19 protein-coding genes and 1 pseudogene are annotated in these 20469 nt (G+C 64.7%); 7 read left to right on the top strand and 13 right to left on the bottom strand.

The window, feature by feature from the left end:
* Window positions 1-118: 118 nt before the first annotated feature.
* Complete coding sequence (locus tag JKL46_RS05710) at window positions 119-1027, bottom strand: peptidylprolyl isomerase (protein WP_201830694.1); 909 nt, start codon at window positions 1025-1027, stop codon at window positions 119-121.
* A gap of 250 nt (window positions 1028-1277) precedes the next feature.
* On the opposite strand from JKL46_RS05710, the gene secA reads away from it, so the two are divergent.
* Window positions 1278-4088 carry a preprotein translocase subunit SecA gene (gene secA / locus JKL46_RS05705; protein ID WP_201830692.1) on the top strand — a complete coding sequence of 937 codons (2811 nt, stop codon included), beginning with the start codon at window positions 1278-1280 and terminating at the stop codon, window positions 4086-4088.
* A gap of 86 nt (window positions 4089-4174) precedes the next feature.
* Here the strand turns inward: secA and JKL46_RS05700 are convergent, their stop codons facing one another.
* The 4 genes from JKL46_RS05700 to JKL46_RS05685 all read right to left on the bottom strand — a co-directional run bounded on the left by JKL46_RS05700 (window position 4175) and on the right by JKL46_RS05685 (window position 8060).
* Window positions 4175-5017 carry a DUF1194 domain-containing protein gene (locus JKL46_RS05700; RefSeq protein WP_201830685.1) on the bottom strand — a complete coding sequence of 281 codons (843 nt, stop codon included), beginning with the start codon at window positions 5015-5017 and terminating at the stop codon, window positions 4175-4177.
* 48 nt (window positions 5018-5065) lie between these two features.
* The gene (locus JKL46_RS05695; RefSeq protein ID WP_201830683.1) at window positions 5066-5506 is read right to left on the bottom strand and encodes a c-type cytochrome; all 441 of its coding nucleotides are present in this window, start codon (window positions 5504-5506) and stop codon (window positions 5066-5068) included.
* A gap of 129 nt (window positions 5507-5635) precedes the next feature.
* Window positions 5636-6886, bottom strand: a complete 1251-nt coding sequence (locus tag JKL46_RS05690) for an MFS transporter (RefSeq protein WP_201830681.1) — start codon at window positions 6884-6886, stop codon at window positions 5636-5638.
* A 133-nt stretch (window positions 6887-7019) separates the two neighbouring features.
* Window positions 7020-8060 (bottom strand): sodium:calcium antiporter, encoded by a 1041-nt coding sequence (locus tag JKL46_RS05685; RefSeq protein ID WP_201830680.1) that lies wholly within the window; start codon window positions 8058-8060, stop codon window positions 7020-7022.
* A 224-nt stretch (window positions 8061-8284) separates the two neighbouring features.
* Between JKL46_RS05685 and JKL46_RS05680 the strand changes: the two genes are divergently transcribed.
* The 3 genes from JKL46_RS05680 to JKL46_RS05670 all read left to right on the top strand — a co-directional run bounded on the left by JKL46_RS05680 (window position 8285) and on the right by JKL46_RS05670 (window position 11190).
* Window positions 8285-9907 (top strand): ABC-F family ATP-binding cassette domain-containing protein, encoded by a 1623-nt coding sequence (locus JKL46_RS05680; protein WP_201830679.1) that lies wholly within the window; start codon window positions 8285-8287, stop codon window positions 9905-9907.
* 186 nt (window positions 9908-10093) lie between these two features.
* Window positions 10094-10477, top strand: a complete 384-nt coding sequence (locus JKL46_RS05675; protein WP_201830678.1) for a response regulator — start codon at window positions 10094-10096, stop codon at window positions 10475-10477.
* Between the two features lie 5 nt (window positions 10478-10482).
* A complete protein-coding gene (locus JKL46_RS05670) occupies window positions 10483-11190 on the top strand; it encodes a protein phosphatase CheZ (protein WP_201830677.1) in 708 nt (235 codons plus the stop codon).
* A 60-nt stretch (window positions 11191-11250) separates the two neighbouring features.
* Here the strand turns inward: JKL46_RS05670 and JKL46_RS05665 are convergent, their stop codons facing one another.
* The 4 genes from JKL46_RS05665 to JKL46_RS05650 all read right to left on the bottom strand — a co-directional run bounded on the left by JKL46_RS05665 (window position 11251) and on the right by JKL46_RS05650 (window position 15311).
* Window positions 11251-11772, bottom strand: a complete 522-nt coding sequence (locus JKL46_RS05665; protein ID WP_201830676.1) for a hypothetical protein — start codon at window positions 11770-11772, stop codon at window positions 11251-11253.
* A gap of 151 nt (window positions 11773-11923) precedes the next feature.
* Window positions 11924-13219, bottom strand: coding sequence for a L,D-transpeptidase family protein (locus JKL46_RS05660; protein ID WP_201830675.1), 1296 nt, complete (start codon window positions 13217-13219; stop codon window positions 11924-11926).
* 264 nt (window positions 13220-13483) lie between these two features.
* Entirely contained in the window at window positions 13484-14437 is a 954-nt protein-coding gene (locus JKL46_RS05655; RefSeq protein ID WP_201830673.1) for an acetyl-CoA carboxylase carboxyltransferase subunit alpha, read from the bottom strand.
* Between the two features lie 121 nt (window positions 14438-14558).
* Window positions 14559-15311, bottom strand: a complete 753-nt coding sequence (locus tag JKL46_RS05650) for a class I SAM-dependent methyltransferase (protein ID WP_201830671.1) — start codon at window positions 15309-15311, stop codon at window positions 14559-14561.
* Window positions 15312-15429: 118 nt separating this feature from the next.
* Here JKL46_RS05650 and gloB point away from each other — a divergent pair, with 118 nt between their 5' ends.
* Window positions 15430-16197 (top strand): hydroxyacylglutathione hydrolase, encoded by a 768-nt coding sequence (gloB, locus tag JKL46_RS05645; protein ID WP_201830669.1) that lies wholly within the window; start codon window positions 15430-15432, stop codon window positions 16195-16197.
* 34 nt (window positions 16198-16231) lie between these two features.
* Complete coding sequence (locus JKL46_RS05640; protein WP_201830666.1) at window positions 16232-16996, top strand: GNAT family N-acetyltransferase; 765 nt, start codon at window positions 16232-16234, stop codon at window positions 16994-16996.
* Here JKL46_RS05640 and yddG read toward each other — a convergent pair.
* Window positions 16968-17843 (bottom strand): aromatic amino acid exporter YddG, encoded by an 876-nt coding sequence (gene yddG / locus JKL46_RS05635; protein ID WP_201830664.1) that lies wholly within the window; start codon window positions 17841-17843, stop codon window positions 16968-16970. The two genes, JKL46_RS05640 and yddG, sit on opposite strands and share 29 nt — an antisense overlap.
* A gap of 126 nt (window positions 17844-17969) precedes the next feature.
* Here yddG and JKL46_RS05630 point away from each other — a divergent pair, with 126 nt between their 5' ends.
* The gene (locus tag JKL46_RS05630) at window positions 17970-18422 is read left to right on the top strand and encodes a cupin domain-containing protein (RefSeq protein ID WP_201830662.1); all 453 of its coding nucleotides are present in this window, start codon (window positions 17970-17972) and stop codon (window positions 18420-18422) included.
* A gap of 55 nt (window positions 18423-18477) precedes the next feature.
* On the opposite strand, the gene JKL46_RS05625 is transcribed toward JKL46_RS05630, so the two are convergent.
* The 3 genes and pseudogenes from JKL46_RS05625 to JKL46_RS05615 all read right to left on the bottom strand — a co-directional run.
* Window positions 18478-19224 carry an SDR family NAD(P)-dependent oxidoreductase gene (locus tag JKL46_RS05625; RefSeq protein ID WP_201830659.1) on the bottom strand — a complete coding sequence of 249 codons (747 nt, stop codon included), beginning with the start codon at window positions 19222-19224 and terminating at the stop codon, window positions 18478-18480.
* 104 nt (window positions 19225-19328) lie between these two features.
* A complete protein-coding gene (gene phbB / locus JKL46_RS05620; protein WP_201830657.1) occupies window positions 19329-20054 on the bottom strand; it encodes an acetoacetyl-CoA reductase in 726 nt (241 codons plus the stop codon).
* A gap of 241 nt (window positions 20055-20295) precedes the next feature.
* Window positions 20296-20469 (bottom strand): annotated as a pseudogene (locus JKL46_RS05615) (acetyl-CoA C-acetyltransferase); the annotation flags it as partial.

The following is a 20469-nucleotide window of genomic DNA, read 5'->3' as shown; positions in this document are numbered from 1 at the left end:
GAGCGCGCCGGCACTATGGATTCCTTTCCCCTCCGGGGCGCTCCGGCCGGGAATGACACTCGAAACGAAAAGGGCGACCTTAAAGGCCGCCCTTGAACGTCGTGAGTTCTGAAAAGGCTTACTGCTGCTTCTGCTCGACGAGGTTGCCCTTGTCGTCCAGGCGCTCGACCTTGGCGTTCTTGCGCAGGCCCATGATCAGGTCCTGCTGCGCCTTGCGGGCGAGGTAGGTCTCGACCTGGTCCTTGGTCTCCTCGAAGGTCGGGGCCGGCTTGTTGCGCTTCTCCTCGACCTTGATCACGTGCCAGCCGAACTGGCTCTTCACCGGGTCCGAGATCTGGCCGGGCTCGAGCTTGAAGGCGGCCTCGGCGAAGGGCTCGACCATGCGGTCCTTGGTGAAGAAGCCGAGATCGCCGCCGTCGGTCTTGGAGCCGGGGTCCTTCGAGACCTCACCGGCCACCTTGGCGAAGTCCTCGCCGCCCTTCACCCGAACTGCGATCTTCTTGGCGTCGTCCTCGTTCTCGACGAGGATGTGACGGGCGCGCACCTCCTGCTCGGCCGGCACGCTCTTGACGGTCTCTTCATAGAGCTTGCGGGCGGCCTCGGGGGTCACGGCCTTCTTGGCCTCCTGGTCGAGATACGCGTCGAGCAGGGTCTTGTCCCGGTTATAGGCGATCTTGCGGGCGAATTCGGCGCCGCTGCCCACCTTCGCCGTCTCGGCCGCCTTGGCGCCGAGCTTCAGGTCGATCAGGTAGCCGGTCAGCAGCTCCCGCTTCTGCTCGTCGGGCACGTTCGGCATCTGCAGGGCCGGGTCCTCGGCCGCGATGGCGAGATCGCCCTCCGTAATATCGGTGCCGTTGACGCGGGCGACCACCTTGGCAGGGTCGACGGCCGGAACCGCCGCGGGCGAGGTCGCCGGAACCGGAGGGGTCGGGGCGGGCGGCGTCTGGGCGAGGGCCGCTCCGGCCATGAGAGGCAGGGCGACGCCGAGGGTCAGGAGGCTCTTCCGAACGTTATGTGAGCGAGACATGGGGTTTCCTCTGGTGAGCGTAATCGCCCACGGACAGCGACGATGAGATGGCTGAATGTGTTTACGTTTGCAAGTGATGGCATATTTATGTCACAGCATCGCCGCTCGCAGGGTCTTGAACGACCCCTCGGGAGACACTTGAGGCTGCGCCACTCCGGCACAGCCTTTAAGATGCACTCTGGCATAATTAGGTCTATAAGGCGGCGCAAACGCCCCCTTTGTCTCTTCATGGAATTTTCGAAGGCTCCCGATGTTCGGTTCTCTCGCGAAGAAAATCTTCGGCTCGGTCAATGATCGCCGGCTGAAGTCCTATCGGCCGAAGGTAGCGGCCATCAACGCGATGGAGGCCGAGCTGGAGGCCCTGTCCGACGAGCAGCTCCGCGCCCGCACGGAGGACTTCAAGGCCCAGCTCGCCGCCGGCAAGACCCTGGACGACATCCTGGTGCCGGCCTTCGCCACCGTCCGCGAGGCCGCCAAGCGGACGCTCGGCCAGCGCCATTTCGACGTGCAGCTCATCGGCGGCATGGTCCTCCACGAGGGATCCATCGCCGAGATGCGCACCGGTGAAGGCAAGACCCTGGTGGCGACCCTGCCGGTCTACCTCAACGCGCTCGCCGGCAAGGGCGTCCACGTGGTGACGGTGAACGACTATCTTGCCCGCCGCGACGCCGAATGGATGGGCCAGATCTACCGCTTCCTGGGCCTGACCGTAGGCATCATCGTCCACGGGCTCGACGACGAGGAGCGTGCCGCGGCCTATAAGGCCGATATCACCTACGGCACCAACAACGAATACGGCTTCGACTATCTTCGCGACAACATGAAGTACGAGATGGCGCAGATGGTCCAGAGGGGCCACAACTTCGCCATCGTGGACGAGGTCGACTCGATCCTCGTCGACGAGGCCCGCACGCCGCTCATCATCTCCGGTCCCCTCGACGACCGCTCGGACCTCTACAACGCCATCGACAAGGTCCTCCCGCGCCTCGACAAGAGCGATTACGAGCTCGACGAGAAGCAGCGCTCCGTGGCGCTTACCGAGGACGGCACCGAAAAGATCGAGCAGCTCCTGCGCGCCGAGGGCCTCCTGAAGGAAGGCGACCTCTACGACGCCCAGAACGCGACCCTCGTTCACCACATGAACCAGGCGCTGCGCGCCCACACCCTGTTCCAGCGCGACAAGGACTACATCGTCCGCAACGGCGAGGTGGTGATCATCGACGAGTTCACCGGCCGCATGATGCAGGGCCGCCGCTATTCGGAAGGCCTGCACCAGGCGCTCGAGGCCAAGGAACACGTCCAGGTCCAGCCCGAGAACCAGACGCTCGCCTCCATCACCTTCCAGAATTACTTCCGCCTCTACGGCAAGCTCAGCGGCATGACCGGCACGGCGGCGACCGAAGCCGACGAGTTCCTGGAGATCTACAACCTCGAAGTGGTCGAGATCCCGACCAACCGCCCCGTCTCCCGTCTCGACGAGGACGACGAGGTCTACCGGACCATGGATGAACGCTACCAGGCTGTCATCCGGGACATCGAGGCGGCCTCCGCCAAGGGTCAGCCGATCCTGGTCGGCACCACCTCCATCGAGAAGTCGGAGCACTTGGCCGATATGCTGGTCAAGGAGGGCTATACCCTCATCGATTTCGAGAACCCGCAGGCTCTCGAGCCGCTCTATCGCGATGCTCGCGCAGGCCGCGGCACCAAGCATTTCGCGGTACTGAACGCCCGCTTCCACGAGCAGGAGGCCTTCATCGTCGCCCAGGCCGGCGTGCCGGGCGCGATCACGATCGCCACCAACATGGCCGGCCGCGGCACCGACATCCAGCTCGGCGGTAACGCCAAGATGCGCATCGAGCGCGAGCTCACCGGCATCGAGGGCGAGGAGCGCGTGGCCAAGGAGAAGGCGATCCTCGACGAGGTCGCTTCCTTCAAGGAGAAGGCGCTCGCCGCCGGCGGCCTCTACGTGCTCGGCACCGAGCGCCATGAATCCCGCCGAATCGACAACCAGCTGCGCGGCCGCTCGGGCCGCCAGGGCGATCCGGGCCGCTCCAAGTTCTACCTGTCGCTCCAGGACGACCTGATGCGCATCTTCGGCTCCGACCGCATGGACGGCATGCTGCAGAAGCTCGGCCTGAAGGAAGGCGAGGCCATCATCCATCCGTGGATCAACAAGGCCATCGAGCGGGCGCAGGCGAAGGTCGAGGCGCGCAACTTCGACATCCGCAAGAACATCCTGAAATACGACAACGTCATGAACGACCAGCGCAAGGTCGTCTTCGAGCAGCGCAAGGAGTTCATGGCGGAAGAGAGCGTGCGCGACACCATCGACGACATGCGCCACGGCGTGATCGACGACATCGTCTCCCGCGCCATTCCCGAGAACGCCTATGCCGAGCAATGGGATGTGGCGGGCCTGAAGGAGAACGTCGTCAACTTCCTCAATCTCGATCTGCCAATCGAGGAATGGGCGAAGGAGGAGGGCATTGCCGACGACGAGATCCGCGAGCGCATCACCAAGGCGGCCGACGAAGGCTATGCCCAGCGTGTCGAGGCGAACTCGGCCGAGGTCATGAACTACGTCGAGAAGCAGGTCCTGCTGCAGAGCCTCGATCACCTCTGGCGCGAGCATCTCGTGACCCTCGACCACCTGCGTCAGGTCATCGGCTGGCGCGGTCTGGCGCAGCGCGATCCGCTCAACGAATACAAGTCCGAGGCCTTCGAGCTCTTCAACACGATGATCGGCCATCTGCGCGAGCAGGTGACGGGTCAGCTCATGCGGATCCAGGTCGTGTTCCAGCAGCCCGAGCCGCAGCAGCTGCCGCCCATGTTCGCCCAGCATCTCGATCCGGCCACCGGCGAGAACGAGTTCGATCTCGCCCGGGGCAATGCCTTCGGCGCAGCTCCGGCGCTCGGCTTCGCTGCTGCCGCCGCGACGGAACAGGGCTCGTCCCGCGACCCGAACGACCCCTCGACCTGGGGCCGCGTCAGCCGCAACGAGCTCTGCCCCTGCGGCTCCGGCAAGAAGTTCAAGCATTGCCACGGCCAGTACGTCGCCTGACGGCGGCCAAGCAGAACCGTTGAAGAAAAAGCCCGGTCCTAGGCCGGGCTTTTTGCTGCAGCGAACCAGTGAAGCGGGCCCTGCCACTACAATTCCTGGCCTGCGCTGCGCCTCGGGAGATGAGGATCGGATCCGGGGTCGTCCCAGAGGCTCTCGCTGGTATCGCAATCCGCCGCCGGCCTCATTCCTGCGGGTTGCCGTTGCGCATACGGAACTTTCGTGTCCGCGATTTCGCGGACGATCTTGAGGCGGGTCTCGGTGAGGAACTGCCGGCGCTCGCGCACCGGGATCATGAAGGCGTTCGAGCCTCCGATCACACAATCTCGGTAATAGGCATCGAGCGCGAGGTTCTCGCCCTGGTCGGGCTGCCGGATCATGATCGGAAGGCCGTTGATGGTGACGCCGCGTGAGACCGCCCTGTCGCGGGCCTCGGTGACCAGGGCGCCCTGGTTGTTCGCGCCGTCTCCCGAAATGTCGATCACGCGCCGCGAGGCGAGAAGGTTGTCGGCGGCAAGGAGGTCCAGGCTGAAATCGATGGCCTCGGCGATGGACGTGCCGGATTTGCGATAGATCGGTGCCTGAGAGAGACGGTCGGCGAAGGTAATGATGTCCTTCGGGCTCTCCAGAACGGTCCAGGGCACGACCACGTTCTGGAAGCGCGGATGCGCGCCGGCCCATTCCACATAGGTGACGGCGATGCGGCCCGTCATGCCCTCCCGGATGGCGCCATAGACCATCGGCGAGCGGAAGGCTTCCACATAGCCCTGCCGCTGAAGGTCCTGCTCGTCAGGATCCATGGAGGTGGAGACGTCGACCGCGATGACGAGCGCGAGGTCGACGTCGACGGGCGCGCGATACCAGGCGGAGACGAACGGCAGCAGCCCGACTCCGGCAAGGCAAAGCAGCCAAGAAGCCTTGGGATAGCGCATTGCGATCCCCTTCCATCGATGGGCCTGTACCCCCCGCCCTGGATGGTCTCAGCTTTCCTTCCTGCGATAGGCGTCGTGGCAACTGCCGCAAGCGGACCCGACCCGCTGGATCGCGGCCTGAAGGCTCGCCTGATCCGTAATTCCGGCCTGCACCGCCTTCGCATCCTGTTCGAGTTTCGCCGCATGCGCGTCGAAATCGGCCTTGCGCTCCCAGATGGCGGGAAGAGCTGCCGTCTTGCCCTGGGTCGAGCCGGCGGGGAACAAGGTGGGAATTTGCCGGCCGTTCTGCTCGAGCCGCTGGAAGGCGGCCTGGGCGGTTGCGGCATTGAACGGAACCTGCCCACGAGACATGCCGGTCAGGGTTCTCATCTGCTCCTGATTGTTCTTCATCAGATTCTGGCGCTGGCCGATCGGATCGCCCGACTGGGCTAGAACGCCGACACCACCGGCGATCAGGATGCCCAGTGCAGCAACGACGGTCTTTTTCATGATGACCATCCTCCCTTCCCCCCGTTCGCGCAGAATGGTCCCTTCCTTCGCGCAGAACCATGGAAAATGAGGGTTAGAAGCGCTTATTCGGCACCTTCCGGCCACGCTTCCGTCGCGCAGCCGCTCCGCTTACGGCGTTGCCTTCGCCAGAGCGGTCGCTTCGCGCCTGATGAGCGAATCCCGGTGAGCGAGATCGGGGAACCAGGAGCGCCAGCATATGGCCAGCATGAAGGTGCCGACGCCGCCGATCACGACGGCGGCGGAAGGGCCCACCAGCCATGCGAGCGTTCCCGATTCGAATTCGCCGAGTTCGTTCGAGGCTCCGATGAACACCGTGTTCACGGCAGCCACACGCCCGCGCAGTTCATCCGGCGTCTCCGCCTGGACGAGGGTCTGGCGCACCACCACGCTCACCATGTCCGCGGCGCCGAGGATCGCGAGCAGCACCAGTGTCAGCGTGAAATTGGTCGACAATCCGAAGCCGATCGTCGCGAGGCCGAAGATTGCGACAGCCTGCAGCATGCGCAGGCCCGCGCGTCGGGAGAGCAGGGATGAATGGGCGAGCACGATCGCCATGGTCAGGGCGCCCACGGCCGGCATCGACCGCAGGAGGCCGAGGCCCCAGGGCCCGACATGGAAGACGTCGCGGGCGAAGATCGGCATGAGGGCGGTCGCGCCGCCGAGGAGGACGGCGAAGAGATCGAGCGAGATCGCGCCGAGCAGGATCGGCTTCGTCCGCAGGAAGACGAGGCCGGCGACGAGGCGGGACCAGGTGACGGGTTCCCGCTTCGCGGCCGCAGGGCGCAGGCGCAAAGCCGCGATGACCAGAGCCGACAGGCCGAAGCAGATGGCCGAGCCGATGAACGGCGCGGTCGGATCGACCGCATAGAGAATGCCGCCGACCGCCGGGCCGCTGATGGTTGCCATCTGCATGACCGAGGAATTCCAGGCGATGGCGTTCGCGAGATCCCCCTCGGGCACCAGGGCGGGGACGGTCGCCTGTGCCGCGGGATTGCCGAAGGCGCGGGCGGCGCCGAACGTCGCCACGAGGACGTAGATCGGCCAGAGCTTCGGCACGCCTGCGGAGACCTGCGCGAGAAGGCCGAGCGAGGTCAGCATCATGGCGGCGAAGACGATCATCAGGACCCAGCGCCGGCTGTATCGATCCGCCACGAGGCCGGTCACCAGCACGAGGGCGATGCTTGGCAGGAAGGAAGCCAACCCGACGAGACCGAGGTTCAAGGCGCTTCCACTGGTGTCGTAGACGAGCCAGGCGACGGCGACCGTCTGGATCTGCGTTGCGAGCGCCATCGCGAAGCGGGCGGCGCAGAACAGCCGGAAATCGCGATGGCGGAAGGCCGCCCAGCCCCTGGAACTCATCTCTGTCGACCCTGACCTCACGCGGATTGCACTGGTCGGTCTGCCTTACAACATCCGGCTAAACAATGGGTACTGCATCGATGGAACAAGAGACCTGCAAATTTGGTGCCGGTCGGTTCGCCGAGCGCCGCCTTCACTCGACCGCGTAGAGCACGGCGAGGCCGCCCGCGAAGAGGATCATCACGGCAAGCGAGTCCCAGCCCATCTTCATCACGGTTGGGTTTCGCCGCTCGAGAAGCCCGATCAGGAACACGCCGATCAGCACGGCGCCGAGCAGGGCCGAGACGCTTTCGAAGCGGGACAGTTCGTTGATGACCGGTCCGCCGGAAAAGACGCCGTCGGCGAGCAGGATCAGCGAGAGGTTGACGAAATTCGTGCCGAGCACCTGGCCGAAGGCCATCTCGTAGCGCTTGAGCCTGAGAGCGGCGATGATCGAGCTCAGCTCCGGCATGGAGGTCGAGAGGCCGATCAGGGCAAAGCCTACCATGCCCTGGCCGATCCCGGTCTGCTCGGCGAGGGCATCGCCCGTCTGGGCCAGCGCGTAGCCTGCAATGAAGATGATGGCGCCGGTGATCGCGCTCGTGATCACCAGGGATCGCATCGACGCGGTGACCTTTTCCTCTTCGACCTCGTCCTCCGTCTCCGGCTCGGCATCCTTGACGACCCATGGAGCGCGGTCGTTATAGCCCACGGACAGGCCAAACGCGCCGATGCTGAGGCCGAAGATGGCGATGGACCAGATGCCGACGCCCATGACGAGCGTATCCGTGACGGTGATGGCCGCGGCGACGGTGATGAGCACCAGCATGCATAGGGTTGCCATCATCAGCGTCGACGGGCGGGCGACGGCGGAGGTCACGGCATCGCGGCCGATGAAGGCATCGGCGACGGCAAGCAGCAGGATGTTGATGGAGGCGCTGCCGAGCAGGTTGTTGACGGCCAGTGCCGGATTACCGGTCCAGGACGAGGTGATCGCGTTGGCGATCTCGGGCAGGGAGGTGATGCCGCCGAGAAGCAGCATGCCCACGAAGGCCTGCCCCCAGCCGGTTTTGCGCGTGATCGCGTCGAGGGCATGGGTCAGCCGGGTGCCGGCGATCCACACGAGCACCGCCGCGGCGAGAAAGATCCCGGCATTGATCCAGACGGGATAATCTTGCGCATTGGACAGGGGCACGGGGAGGAAACTCTGCTGACGCTACGGATAAGGACACGAACAGGGCTAATCGCCGGTCAGGCCGGAGGTTCCGGCAATTTTCCGAAACGCGAACGGGGAAACATTCCTGTCGCTTGAGCGGAAGTCGCGCCGACCCCCGACAATTTGCCCGATCCGAGACCCTCGTCCTCGAGGAAATCCCATGCCATAAGGCCGCGCAAAATCCCTTCAGACCTTGAACTCCCATGATTCGCATCGAGAACGTCAGCAAGCAGAACAGCCACCGGATCCTCTTCATCGAAGCCTCCGGCACCCTTCAGAAGGGGGAGAAGATCGGCCTGGTGGGACCGAACGGCGCCGGAAAGACCACGCTGTTCCGCATGATCACCAAGGACGAGGTCCCGGACGAGGGGCAGGTTTCCGTCGATCGCGGCGTCACCATCGGCTATTTCAGCCAGGATGTCGGCGAGATGGCAGGCCGGAGCGCCGTCGCCGAGGTGATGGAAGGCGCCGGCCCCGTGAGCGCGGTGGCGGCCGAGCTGCGCGAGCTCGAAGCGGCGATGGTGGATCCGGACAAGGCGGACGATCTCGAGGCGATCATCGAGCGCTACGGCGAGGTCCAGGCGCGCTACGAGGAACTCGACGGCTATTCCCTCGATGGCCGTGCGCGCGAGGTTCTCGCGGGCCTCGGCTTCAGCCAGGAAATGATGGACGGCGACGTGGGTGGCCTGTCCGGCGGATGGAAGATGCGCGTGGCCTTGGGCCGGATCCTGCTCATGCGCCCGGATGCGATGCTGCTCGACGAGCCAAGCAACCATCTCGATCTCGAAAGCCTGATCTGGCTTGAGGAGTTCCTGAAGGGCTATGACGGCGCGCTGCTCATGACCTCGCACGACCGCGCCTTCATGAATCGCATCGTCAACAAGATCATGGAGATCGACGGCGGGTCGCTCACCACCTATTCCGGCGATTACGAATTCTACGAGCAGCAGCGCGCGTTGAGCGAGCAGCAGCAGCAGGCGCAATACGAGCGCCAGCAGGCGATGCTCGCCAAGGAGATCAAGTTCATCGAACGCTTCAAGGCCCGCGCCTCGCATGCAGCCCAGGTGCAGAGCCGCGTCAAGAAGCTGGAGAAGATCGACCGCGTCGAGCCGCCGAAGCGGCGCCAGAGTGTGGCTTTCGACTTCCTGCCCGCGCCGCGCTCGGGCGACGATGTGATCAGCCTGAAGAACGTGCACAAGCGCTACGGCAGCCGCAGCATCTATGAGGGGCTCGACTTCTCGGTGCGCCGCAAGGAGCGCTGGTGCGTGATGGGCGTCAACGGCGCCGGCAAATCGACGCTCCTGAAGCTGGTCGCAGGCTCTACCGCGCCCGACGAGGGAGCGGTCGCGATCGGGGCGAGCGTGAAGATGGGCTATTTCGCCCAGCATGCCATGGAAGTGCTGGAAGGCGACCGCACGGTGTTCGAGTTCCTGGAGGATTCCTTCCCTCAGGCGGGGCAGGGTTCGCTGCGCACGCTTGCCGGCTGTTTCGGATTTTCGGGCGATGATGCCGAGAAGAAATGCCGTGTGCTCTCGGGCGGCGAGAAGGCGCGTCTCGTGATGGCGAAGATGCTCTACGACCCGCCGAACCTGCTGGTGCTCGACGAGCCGACGAACCATCTCGACATGGCGACCAAGGAGATGCTGATCGACGCGCTGTCGAAATACGAGGGCACCATGCTCTTCGTCTCGCACGACCGCCATTTCCTGGCGGCTCTCTCGAACCGCGTCCTCGAGCTCACGCCGGACGGTATCCATCAATATGGCGGCGGCTACACCGAATACGTGGCGCGCACCGGCCAGGAAGCGCCGGGGCTGCGGCACTAGATTTAAGCGCTTCAGGATTATTCTCCGAGAAAAGCCCGGCCGCCGTGCCGGACTTTTGCTGTGCGACGCTTGGACGAAGCAAGCATCGGGCAAGCATCAGACACTAGAGTGCGCTCACAAGCTTTCTCCAAAGGAGAGATCCCGCATTTTCGGGCCTCTCCCGTTCACTCCACAGGCTGAAATATTATGGCATTGAATACGTCGCTTCCCGTTCTTATCGTTGACGATTACCAGACCATGCTGCGAATTATCCGCAACCTCCTCAAGCAGATCGGCTTCACCGATGTGGACGAGGCCAAGGACGGCACGGAGGCGCTCGGCAAGCTGAAGGACAAGCAGTACGGGCTCGTGATTTCCGACTGGAACATGGCGCCGATGACCGGTTTCGAGCTGCTGCAGAAGGTGCGTGCCGATGCGGAGCTGAACGCGCTGCCCTTCATCATGATCACCGCGGAAGCCAAGACCGAGAACGTGGTCGCCGCCAAGCAGGCCGGCGTGAACAACTACATCGTCAAGCCGTTCAACGCGGAAACCCTGCGCTCGAAGATCGCCGCCGTTCTGGGTGAGTAGTCGCGATGCGTCTCCCACCCCCTGTGTCTTTCGATCCATTGAGCCTCGATCTTCTCGCTCAGTCGCGCGAGAGCATCGCGGCCCGGCGCCATGCCGAGGTCATGCGCGGCATGGCTGCGATCCATGCGGCGCTCGAGCCGAATAGCGGGGCGTCGAAAGCTCTCCTAGACCAGATCCGGACCGACCTGCGCGAGGCGCTTCGGCTCAAGGAGGAACTCGACGCCATCGCCGAGTCGATCCAACGCACGAAGCGCGAGATCGCGACCCTGCATTCCCGCACGCCCGGCGGACAGGTGACCAGCGTCACGGATGAGCTCGGTGCCGTGGTCTGCGGCACGGAGGCCGCCACCAACAGCATCCTGGCGGCAGCCGAGGAGATCGACGACATGACCGGCAAGCTCACTGCGCGGCTGGCGGGCGAGGATGCCGAGCTGGCCCGGCAGATCTCCGACCGGGTCATCACGATCTTCGAGGCCTGCAATTTCCAGGACATTACCGGCCAGCGCATCGGCAAGGTCGTGAACGCGATGAAGTTCATCGAGGAGCGCGTGACCCAGATGGCACAGATCTGGGGCGGCCTGGAGAGCTTCAACGACGTGGAGGCCTTCAAGATGCCGGAGCGGGAAGGGGATGAGGCTCTCCTGAACGGGCCGGCGCTCGACGACGATCCGACGCGCACCTCCCAGGACGCGATCGACGCCCTGTTCGGGTGATCGGTCCTGCATTGCGAACGAATGAAAGCCCGGCCTTGGTGCCGGGCTTTTTGCTTTCCCTCATTGCCGAAGGAGTGTCAGGTCGGTGGTGGCCCGGACGGGTCCGTTGGCGCCGATGCGGTCCGTGACGACGATCCGGAAGCGGTCCTGATCGAGGCTGGCGACGCGCATCCGGGCCGTCGTGTCGCCATAGAGGGGTCTCGGCCATTCGATCGTCAGATCGAAATCCGTGCCGCGCTGCCGGCCGGTGAGCTTCGCCGTGCCGACCCGCGAGCCCGTATAGGTGCCGGTCACCTGTCCCGAACCGGGATCCCAGGACAGGCGGGCGCTGACCGTGCGTGTGAGGATGAGGTAAGCCCGGCATGTGCCCTGGAGCGACAGGCCCGTGGCGCCCTGCTGCAGGATCGTGAACTGGCAGCCGACCTGATGGGAGTTGGCCTCCGGCCCTTCCAGGATGGTTCCCGACCCGGAGAAGGAGCCGACATAGAGGTCGACGACAGCCGGTGCCGCGCCGACGCCGCCGGCTGCGATACAGGCCAGGACGATAACGCCACAGGACAACCGGTGCGAAAGGCCATGCATGGTGCCTCCCTCGGGGACGGGCGGATGATGGCCCTGGACCGACGCTCAGCTCATTACATGGCGCATTTGCGGGCGCCGGAAACCGCTCCGCTAAACCCAAAGAAAAAGCCCGCCGGCGAGGCGGGCTTTTTCTTTCGAGAGGGGTAGGTGCTCAGTTGGCTGTCGCCACCCTGACGCCCGTCGGCGCGTCCGCGCGCTTTTGCGGTATCGCCTTGCCGGCGGGAGCCATCTTGACGGGGGGGGTGGGAGCCACCTGGACCGTTTCGGCCACCGGCTCGGCACTCGAGGAGCTGAACAGGTCGGTCACGCTGCTGAACATCTTCTTGTAGAAGGGTGTCTCGGATGTGGAGGAGGCAGCAGCGGCAGCCGCCATGGGAGCGGTCTTCTGCGCCACGGCCACCCGGGTCTCCGGCTGACGCGGCTCAGCAGCGGGCTGCGAGACCGGGACTTCCCGCATGGACGCGAAGGCGAGCGCCGTCGGCGGGGCTTCCTGCTTCTCCTGGCCGCTATCGTTGAGCGCGACCACCCGCGGTCCCGAGGAAATGCCCTCGGTGCGGCTTACGAAGCCGAGCTTGGTGTCGGAGACGCCCGAGACATTGGCGAGCGCCTCGCGGAAGGATTCGTGGGTGTCGCCGTCATGGTAGACGAGCTTGACCGGCTTCTCGCCCTTGGAGACCAGATCGGCGACGTCCTTCTCGTCTTGTGCGCTCTTCTGCGCCACGACGGAAGCGACGCTCTCGTCCGCGTTGAAGACGTAGCGGTGGTTGGTGACGGCCACCCGCAGCTCTTCCTTCGTGACGTCGAAGGTGTCGGAACCTTCCTTCAGGTTCTTCCAGAAGCCGATATTCGGGTCGAGGCGGTGCTTGGCCAAGTTCTCGGCCGTCATCCGGAACGGATAGGACTGGAACTGGAAGCCGCGCTGGCCGGCGCTCAGCGCCTCGCGGGCGATGGCGTAGATTTCCGAGATGTTCTGGTCGGTCATGGCGAAACAGCCGCGCGACGAGCACGCGCCGTGAACCATGATGTCGCCGCCGTTACGGCCGAAGGAGCGGTCGTAGGCGTTCGGATAGCCCGTGTCGAAGGACAGGTAATAGGCCGAATTCGGGTTCATCTGGGCCGGGCTGACCGAATAGAAGCCCTCGGGCACCTGACGGTCGCCTTCGCGGGTCTTGGGGCCGAGCTGCCCCGACCAGCGGCAGACCGGATAGGTCTTGAGGAGCGCGTATTTCCCGTTGGAGCCGCGCTTCCAGATCTCCAGCTCCGATTCCTTCTTGTAGGCCCGGACCAGGATGGGATCGTTCTTGGACATGCCCTTGGTCGACATCAGCGCCATGGTGGCAGGCGGAATCGGCGCAAGATGCCTTGTCGAGCCACGGGTGAGGTTGTCGTCCTGACAGGCTGCGAGTGCGAGCGCCAGGCTCGCGGCCAATGCGAAACGCTTCATCATGGGGGACCCCGCAATTTTTGATCTGCCCGGCTTTCTGCCGGTCAGTTCCCCTTTAACCCTTAAATCGTTAGCCTTAACTGCCTGTTACTGCAAGCGTGGCTGTGATGGAGTTATGCTTAAAGGAAGGTAAAAAGTCCGCCTGCGAAGCGTTCGTGTGCCTTTCATCGGAGGAAGCACATCTCTTCCGAGGTAAAGCACGGATTGCGCAGCAACGGAACCCGCCGACGAGGCCGGGCAGGTCCCGAAATCCACAGGGCCTGAGTCTTAAAGCTTGCGTCCGATATTGAGGAACTTGTCGGCGCGGTGATCGCGGATTTCCGCCGGTCCCATGTTGCCGAGGTCGTGCAGGGCCTCCTCGATGGCATTGCCGGTGGCCTCGATGGCCGTCTGCGGCTCCCGATGGGCACCGCCTACGGGCTCGGTGACGATGCCGTCGATGATGCCGAGCCGCAGCAGGTCCTGCGCCGTGATCTTCATGTTGGTGGCGGCGTCCTGGGCGCGAGCCGCATCGCGCCAGAGGATCGAGGCGGCGCCTTCCGGCGAGATCACGCTGTAGATCGCGTGTTCCAGCATCAGCACCTTGTTGGCGGTGGCGATCGCGATGGCGCCGCCCGAGCCGCCTTCGCCGATCACGACGGAGACGTTGGGAACGCCGAGGCCCAGCTGCGCCTCCGTCGAGCGGGCGATGGCCTCGGCCTGTCCGCGCTCCTCCGCCTCGATGCCCGGATAGGCGCCGGCGGTATCGACGAAGGAGATCACCGGCAGTCCGAAGCGGTCCGCCATCTCCATCAGGCGCACGGCCTTGCGATAGCCCTCGGGGCGGGCCATGCCGAAATTGTGCCGGATGCGGGTCTCGGTGTTGAAGCCCTTCTCCTGGCCCATCACGCAGACCGGCTGGCCGCGGAAGCGGCCGAAGCCGCCGACGATCGCCTCGTCCTCTGAGAACTTGCGGTCGCCGGCGAGCGGCGTGAACTCGGTGATGAGGCCGGAGCAGTAATCGACGAAATGCGGCCGCTGCGGATGGCGCGCGACAAGGGTCTTCTGCCAGGGCGTGAGCTTGGCATAGAGCTCCTTCAGCGCGTCGGCGGCCTTGACCTCCAGGCGCGAGATGTCGTCGGCGATGGAGACGGCGTCCCGGTTCTCGCCGAGGGCGCGAAGCTCCTCGACCTTGGCTTCAAGCTCGGCGACGGGCTTTTCGAAATCGAGATAACTGCGCATCGGACTCTATGCAAAAGAAGACCGGCAGGTCCTAAGGCCCTGCCGAAGCGGGGCGGACACTGGCGTTTCAGGGGGGTGAAGTCAAGTTGAGCCCACCTTACTCCCGCAAAACGCGGCCAAATCATGGAAGTTCGCTCATCCGCGAGGCCGGAGCCGCCGGAGCGGGAACGAAAACCGGGGAGAAGCGGCGGGAGCGGCGCACGGCACGCACGGCGCCGGGCCGGTAGAGCTGCTTCGTCGCCTCGACGATGTGGAGCCCTGCAAAGGGCAGGGAGAAGCCGGCGCCGATCTGCTCCCAGACCTGCGCGCTCTGGAGCAGAAGGCGGTTGCGCAAGGGCGGGACGTAGAGCGTCTCGGCCCAACCTTCCGGCGAGAACCAGGTCTGGCGCATGAGGCTTTTCAGCTGCGAGCGGCTGTAGGGCTGGCCGTATCCGAAGGGGGTGGTGTCCATGCGTGCCCAAAGGCCACGGCGGTTGGGGGCGACGAGGATGATCCGGCCGCCGGGGGTGAGAATGCGCCAGATCTCGTGCAGGAGTTCGCTTGGGCTCTCTACGGTCTCGAGGGCATGGACCAGGAGAACCCGGTCGATGGAGGCATCGGGAAGGGGCATCATGAGGGGATCGACCAGCGCCGAGGCCGAAGCACCGGTCCGAGGCCAGTTCACCACGCCCTGGTTCGCCGGCATGAAGGCGAGCGTGCGCTCGCTTTCGCCCTTCACGGCGGCAAGATAGGGCGGCGCATAGCCGAGGCCGAGCACGCGCAGGCCCGTGAGCGGGCCCCAGAACCGGTCGATGGCCCGCCCGACGAAGCGGCGCGTCACCGCCCCGAGGGGACTGGCGTAGAAGCCGCGCAGATCGGTGATGTCGATGCTCATGGCCACAAAGCGAATGCCTCTCGATCCGGCCCGGCAGGCGCAAAGCTGAGATCGGGGTCTGGTTTCGGGAGACGACTGTTCCATGATAGCTCAAAGCACATCAAGCCAGGGTTCCCCGATGTCCGCCCAGATCCACGCCTTTCTCTGCCTTCAGGACAATATCGGTGTTCTGATCCACGATCCCAACACCGGCGCCTGCGCCGCCATCGACGCGCCAGAAGAGGAGCCGATCCTCGCGGCTCTCGCGGAGACGGGCTGGCAGCTCACCGACATCCTCGTCACCCACCGTCATTCCGATCACGTGCAGGCCGTCGAGCCCCTGAAGCGCCGCACTGGTTGCCGTGTGATCGCGCCGCTGAAGGCGCGCGAGTCCGTGCCATCGGCCGACGCCTATGTGCGCGAGGGCGACACGGCGGTCGTGGGAAGCTTGCAGGCGCATGTGTGGGAGACGCCAGGCCATTGCGTCGATCACGTCTCCTACTGGTTCGCGGCTGATCGCGCCCTGTTCGCCGGCGATACGCTCTTCACCCTCGGCTGCGGGCGGATGTTCGAAGGAACCTACGCCGAGTTCTGGGCCTCGCTCCAGCGCCTCGCGGCGTTGCCGGAGGAGGCGCGCGTTTTCTGCGGACACGACTACACGCTCTCGAATGCACGCTTCGCGCTTGCGGCCGATCCGGACAACGAGGCGCTGAAGGCACGGACAGCGGAAGCGGAAAAAGCCAAGTCCGAAGGACGTTTCCTCGTGCCCTCGACCATCGGGCATGAGAAGGCGACCAATCCCTTCCTGCGTGCGGGCGAGCCGGCGCTTGCAAAAGCCGTTCAAAAAGAGGGTGCGACGCCGGTAGAGGTGTTTCAGGCCTTGCGCGAATGGAAGAACAGGTTCTGATGAGAGGCATGACCTTCCGGGAGCGAACAGCCTTATGAAAGACCACAGCCTCATCATCGGACTCGAGAGCCGCCTTTTGAATGCGTGGCCTTCGTTCGATTATCAGCTCTATGACGGCTGGGTTCTGCGTCTCGCGAACGGCTATTCAAAGCGTGCCAATTCGGCGACCCCGTTCCGGCCCGATGTCGGTCTCGACGACGAACTGATCGACTACATGGTTGCCCGTTTCGTCGAGGCGAACGTGCGCCCGACCTTCCGCCTCAACGGCGTGGAGGATCCGAACGCCGAGGAACTCCTCAAGCAGCGTGGGTTCAAGGAAATCGAGCCGACGCATGTCCTCACCGCGCCGATCGGGATCGACCATGCCGAGATCGATCCCGAGGTCGATCTGGAGCCGCAGGTGTCGAAGCGCTGGGTGCGCGAGGCGGCGAAATCCTATGGCGGCGACAAGGCCGACGATGAAACCTTGATGCGCATCGTCGCCCGCATCCGTCAGAAGACGGCCTTCGCGACGCTCAGCCTGGATGATCGCCCGGTCGCCTGGGGCCTCGGCGTCGTCGAGCGCGGTTATGTCGGCCTCTACGACATCGTCGTTTCGCCGGATCTGCGAGGCATCGGTCTCGGCCGCCGCGTGGTGTCGAGCCTCATGGCCTGGGGCTACGGTCAGGGAGCGCATACCGCCTATCTGCAGGTGCGCGAGGAGAACGAGATCGCCCGTTCACTCTACGAGGCCTTCGGCTTCCGGATCGCCTACCGCTACACCCACCGCGTCATGCCGGGGCGGTCTTCTTCGGAGTAAGCGTCGCCACGAGTGCACCGGCCACGATGAGGCCGCATGCGAGCGCGAGCGTCAGGGTCGGCTCCGCATAGCCGGCGACCACGAGAAGCAGGGTCGACAGCACCGGCGTCGCGTAGGAGGCGACGCCGAGAAAGCGGATGTCGCCCCGCTTCATGCCGATGTCCCAGACATAGAAGGCGGCACCCACGGGACCGAGGCCGAGCCCGAGAACGGCGAGCCATTGCGTCGTCGTCTCGGGCCACAATGTGGTCTCGAAGGCGAGATGGCAGACGAGGCTCAGGAGCGCGGTCGCGAGGCAGAAGCCCGCCACCGCGTCGGTCGGCACCTGGCCGAAGCGGCGGGAGAGCACCGAATAGCCGGCCCAGACGAAGGCCGCGACGAAAGCGCAGAGATAGCCCGGCATGTACTCCGCCCGCGCGTCGAAGGCGCCGCGTCCGGCGATCAGCACGATCACGCCGGCAAAGCCGAGAAGCGCCCCGACGATATGTGCGCGCCGCAGATGCTCGCCCGGGAGGAGGGATGAGAAGAGTACGATCAGGAGCGGCCAGAGATAATTGATCAGGCCCGATTCCGCCGGCGGCGCCCAGCGCAAAGCAGCGAAATAGAGGGCGTGATAGCCGAACAACCCGCCGATCCCGAGCGCCCACACGACAGGCTTCTGGCGCAGCGCCTTGAGCCCCTGCGGCCGCATGATCCAGCTTATGACGCCGACGAGCCCGCCGACGAGGAAGGTCATCGCTGCGAGCTGAAACGGCGGGATCGTGCCGGTCGCCGCCGTGAACAGCGCGAGCATGGACCAGAGCAGGATGGCGATGAGGCCGATGGAAGTGGCGGTGCGAGTCGGCATGATGGCCGCCACCTACCACGACTTTCCTGATGAAGCGAATTCAGTCTTGGCACGAAATTCTCTCCGTTTGCTCCGGGCGCATGGGATGCGCTTTGTGTAAAATCGCCGGGGACACGGGAGGGTGAGATGGCTCAGATATCCGGCTTCCTTGGCGTTGACGAAGGCAGAACCGTTCGGCTCGGCACGATCGACCTGACCTTCCTGAATCCGGGCTCGACCCACGGCGACTACAGCGTCTGCATGGCTCACAGCCCTCCGGGCTCCGGCGCCGGCCTGCACCGGCATCCATATGACGAGTGGCACGTCATCATCGAAGGACGATGGGAATGTCAGGTCGGGAACGAAGTCCGAATCCTCGGTCCGGGCGGCGCCATGTTCGCTCCTGGGGGAACCGTTCATGGATTGAAGAGCCTTGGCCCCGATCCTGGGCGACAGATAGGAATCACCTCTCCGGCTGGGGTGTTCGAAGCACTCATCACCGAGATCGTCGACGCTCAGGTGGACACCGGCGGCCCGGCGAGGGCCGGGTCATCGAGCTTCCGTGAGATCGCGGCGAAATACGGCGTCGAGTTCGTTTGAGCCTCCGCATGAGGCGCGAACCTGCCGTTGGATGCAAACCTATGACAACGTCGCTCTAATAAGTCGTTCGTCCGCCGCTGAGGTCGAAGGTGGCGGCGGTGGTGAAGGAGTTTTCCTCCGACAGCATCCAGACCACCATGGCGGCGATCTCGTGCAGCTCCGCGAAACGGTCTCGCGGAATGCGCACGCGCATGTACTCGATGAATTCGGGCGTGAGCGTATCCAAAATCTTCGTCTTGGCGGTGGTGGGCGTGATGCAGTTGACCGCGATGCCGGTCTTCGCCAACTCCTTGCCCAGCGATTTGGTGAGGCCGATGATGCCGGCTTTCGCTGCGCTGTAGGCGGCGAGGTTCGGATTGCCCTCCTTGCCGGCGACCGACGAGATGTTGACGATGCGGCCGTAATCGTCCTGCTGCATGATCGGCACGATGGCGCGGCAGCAATTGAAGGTCCCGGTCAGGTTGACCTCGACGACGCTGCGCCATTCCTCGACGGAATAATCGGCGAGCGGCTTGACCGGGCCGGTGATGCCGGCGCCGTTCACCAGCCCGTCGATGCGCTCGAAGGCGGCCTGGGTCTGCTGGGCTGCGTGCTCGACGGAAAGGCCGTCCGCGACGTCGACGCTGAGCCCGATGCTCTCCTTCGAGAGCGACGCGGCGCTCGCCTGCGCCTCTTCGAGCCTCAGGTCCCAGACGGCGATTCTGGCGCCCGATTTCACGAGCCTTTCGCCGATCGCATAGCCGATGCCGCGGGCGCCGCCCGTGATCACGACGGTCCGGCCGGTCATGTCGATGCGATTCATGCGTGAGACTCGTGGTTTCTGGCTGAGGAGCAGGGCGGGCGGCGATCCCGGGACGATTCTGTCCGGGATCGCGCGTTCGGTCAGGCCGACGGTCAGGCCGACGGTCAGGCCATGTACTGGCCGCCGTTCATGGACAGGGTCGAGCCGGTCACGAACCCGGCCTCGTCGCCCGCGAGGAAGAGCACGCCGCGTGCGATCTCCTCCGCCTCGCCGAGGCGGCCGACGGGGATGAGCGGCAGGATCTTCGCCTTGAGCACCTCTTCGGGCACCGCCTTTACCATCTCGGTGGCGATATAGCCCGGCGCGATCACGTTGACGGTGACGCCCTTGTTGGCGTTCTCCTGCGCGAGCGCCTTGGCGAAGCCGACCACGCCGGCCTTGGCCGCCGAGTAGTTGGCCTGCCCCATCTGGCCCTTCTGGCCGTTGATGGAGGAGATGATGATGATGCGTCCAAACCCGCGCTCGCGCATGCCCTCGATCACCGGGCGCGTGCAGGTGAACATGGAATCGAGATTGGTGCGGATGACGGCGGACCACTGATCGAAGTTCATCCTGTGGAACATGCCGTCGCGGGTGATGCCCGCATTGTTGACGAGAATGTCGACGGGGCCGAGTTCGGCCTCGACGGCGCGGATGCCCGTCTCGCAGGCAGAGGAATCGGAGACGTCGAACTTGAAGACCGGGATGCCGGTCTCGGCTTTGAACTGGTTGGCGGCTTCGTCATTGCCGCCATAGTTGGCGGCAACTTTGTAGCCTGCTTGCTTCAAGGCCGTTGAAATCGCGGCACCGATGCCGCGGGTGCCGCCGGTGACCAATGCAACGCGCGCCATGCTGTTTCCTTCCCAAGATCATTCCCTAGCGGATCTCTCGAGGATCCCTTCGTGAGGCGGCTCTGTTCAAACCGCCTCACGACATAGCTTAGGATAAACGACGGTGCGGGGAAGGGTGAAGCTCCCGAATTTCAGGAGCCTGCGAAAGTTTTCAGCGCAAACCTGGACGATGAGCATGGATTGACCCCGAAAGTGCAATCCACTTTCGGGGTCAGATCGCTTTCAGCGTTCCAGGCAGCTTTTATCTTTCAAGGCACATGGCGACGCCCATGCCGCCGCCGATGCACAGGGTGGCGAGGCCCTTCTTGGCATTGCGCCGGCCCATCTCGTGCAGCAGTGTCACGAGCACGCGCGCACCCGAGGCGCCGATGGGATGACCGATGGCGATGGCGCCGCCGTTCACGTTCACGATCGA

This window comes from Microvirga zambiensis WSM3693 (assembly GCF_016735695.1).
GTDB classification, from domain to species: Bacteria; Pseudomonadota; Alphaproteobacteria; order Rhizobiales; family Beijerinckiaceae; genus Microvirga; species Microvirga zambiensis.
This window is presented reverse-complemented; position numbering and strand designations above follow the sequence as displayed.

Excerpts from the sequence above, each read along its gene's own strand:
- JKL46_RS05710 (WP_201830694.1), bottom strand. The coding sequence starts at position 1,027 with ATGTCTCGCTCACATAACGTTCGGAAGAGCCTCCTGACCCTCGGCGTC.
- secA (WP_201830692.1), top strand. The coding sequence starts at position 1,278 with ATGTTCGGTTCTCTCGCGAAGAAAATCTTCGGCTCGGTCAATGATCGC.
- JKL46_RS05700 (WP_201830685.1), bottom strand. The coding sequence starts at position 5,017 with ATGCGCTATCCCAAGGCTTCTTGGCTGCTTTGCCTTGCCGGAGTCGGG.
- JKL46_RS05695 (WP_201830683.1), bottom strand. The coding sequence starts at position 5,506 with ATGAAAAAGACCGTCGTTGCTGCACTGGGCATCCTGATCGCCGGTGGT.
- JKL46_RS05690 (WP_201830681.1), bottom strand. The coding sequence starts at position 6,886 with ATGAGTTCCAGGGGCTGGGCGGCCTTCCGCCATCGCGATTTCCGGCTG.
- JKL46_RS05680 (WP_201830679.1), top strand. The coding sequence starts at position 8,285 with ATGATTCGCATCGAGAACGTCAGCAAGCAGAACAGCCACCGGATCCTC.
- JKL46_RS05675 (WP_201830678.1), top strand. The coding sequence starts at position 10,094 with ATGGCATTGAATACGTCGCTTCCCGTTCTTATCGTTGACGATTACCAG.
- JKL46_RS05670 (WP_201830677.1), top strand. The coding sequence starts at position 10,483 with ATGCGTCTCCCACCCCCTGTGTCTTTCGATCCATTGAGCCTCGATCTT.
- JKL46_RS05665 (WP_201830676.1), bottom strand. The coding sequence starts at position 11,772 with ATGCATGGCCTTTCGCACCGGTTGTCCTGTGGCGTTATCGTCCTGGCC.
- JKL46_RS05660 (WP_201830675.1), bottom strand. The coding sequence starts at position 13,219 with ATGATGAAGCGTTTCGCATTGGCCGCGAGCCTGGCGCTCGCACTCGCA.
- JKL46_RS05655 (WP_201830673.1), bottom strand. The coding sequence starts at position 14,437 with ATGCGCAGTTATCTCGATTTCGAAAAGCCCGTCGCCGAGCTTGAAGCC.
- JKL46_RS05650 (WP_201830671.1), bottom strand. The coding sequence starts at position 15,311 with ATGAGCATCGACATCACCGATCTGCGCGGCTTCTACGCCAGTCCCCTC.
- gloB (WP_201830669.1), top strand. The coding sequence starts at position 15,430 with ATGTCCGCCCAGATCCACGCCTTTCTCTGCCTTCAGGACAATATCGGT.
- JKL46_RS05640 (WP_201830666.1), top strand. The coding sequence starts at position 16,232 with ATGAAAGACCACAGCCTCATCATCGGACTCGAGAGCCGCCTTTTGAAT.
- yddG (WP_201830664.1), bottom strand. The coding sequence starts at position 17,843 with ATGCCGACTCGCACCGCCACTTCCATCGGCCTCATCGCCATCCTGCTC.
- JKL46_RS05630 (WP_201830662.1), top strand. The coding sequence starts at position 17,970 with ATGGCTCAGATATCCGGCTTCCTTGGCGTTGACGAAGGCAGAACCGTT.
- JKL46_RS05625 (WP_201830659.1), bottom strand. The coding sequence starts at position 19,224 with ATGAATCGCATCGACATGACCGGCCGGACCGTCGTGATCACGGGCGGC.
- phbB (WP_201830657.1), bottom strand. The coding sequence starts at position 20,054 with ATGGCGCGCGTTGCATTGGTCACCGGCGGCACCCGCGGCATCGGTGCC.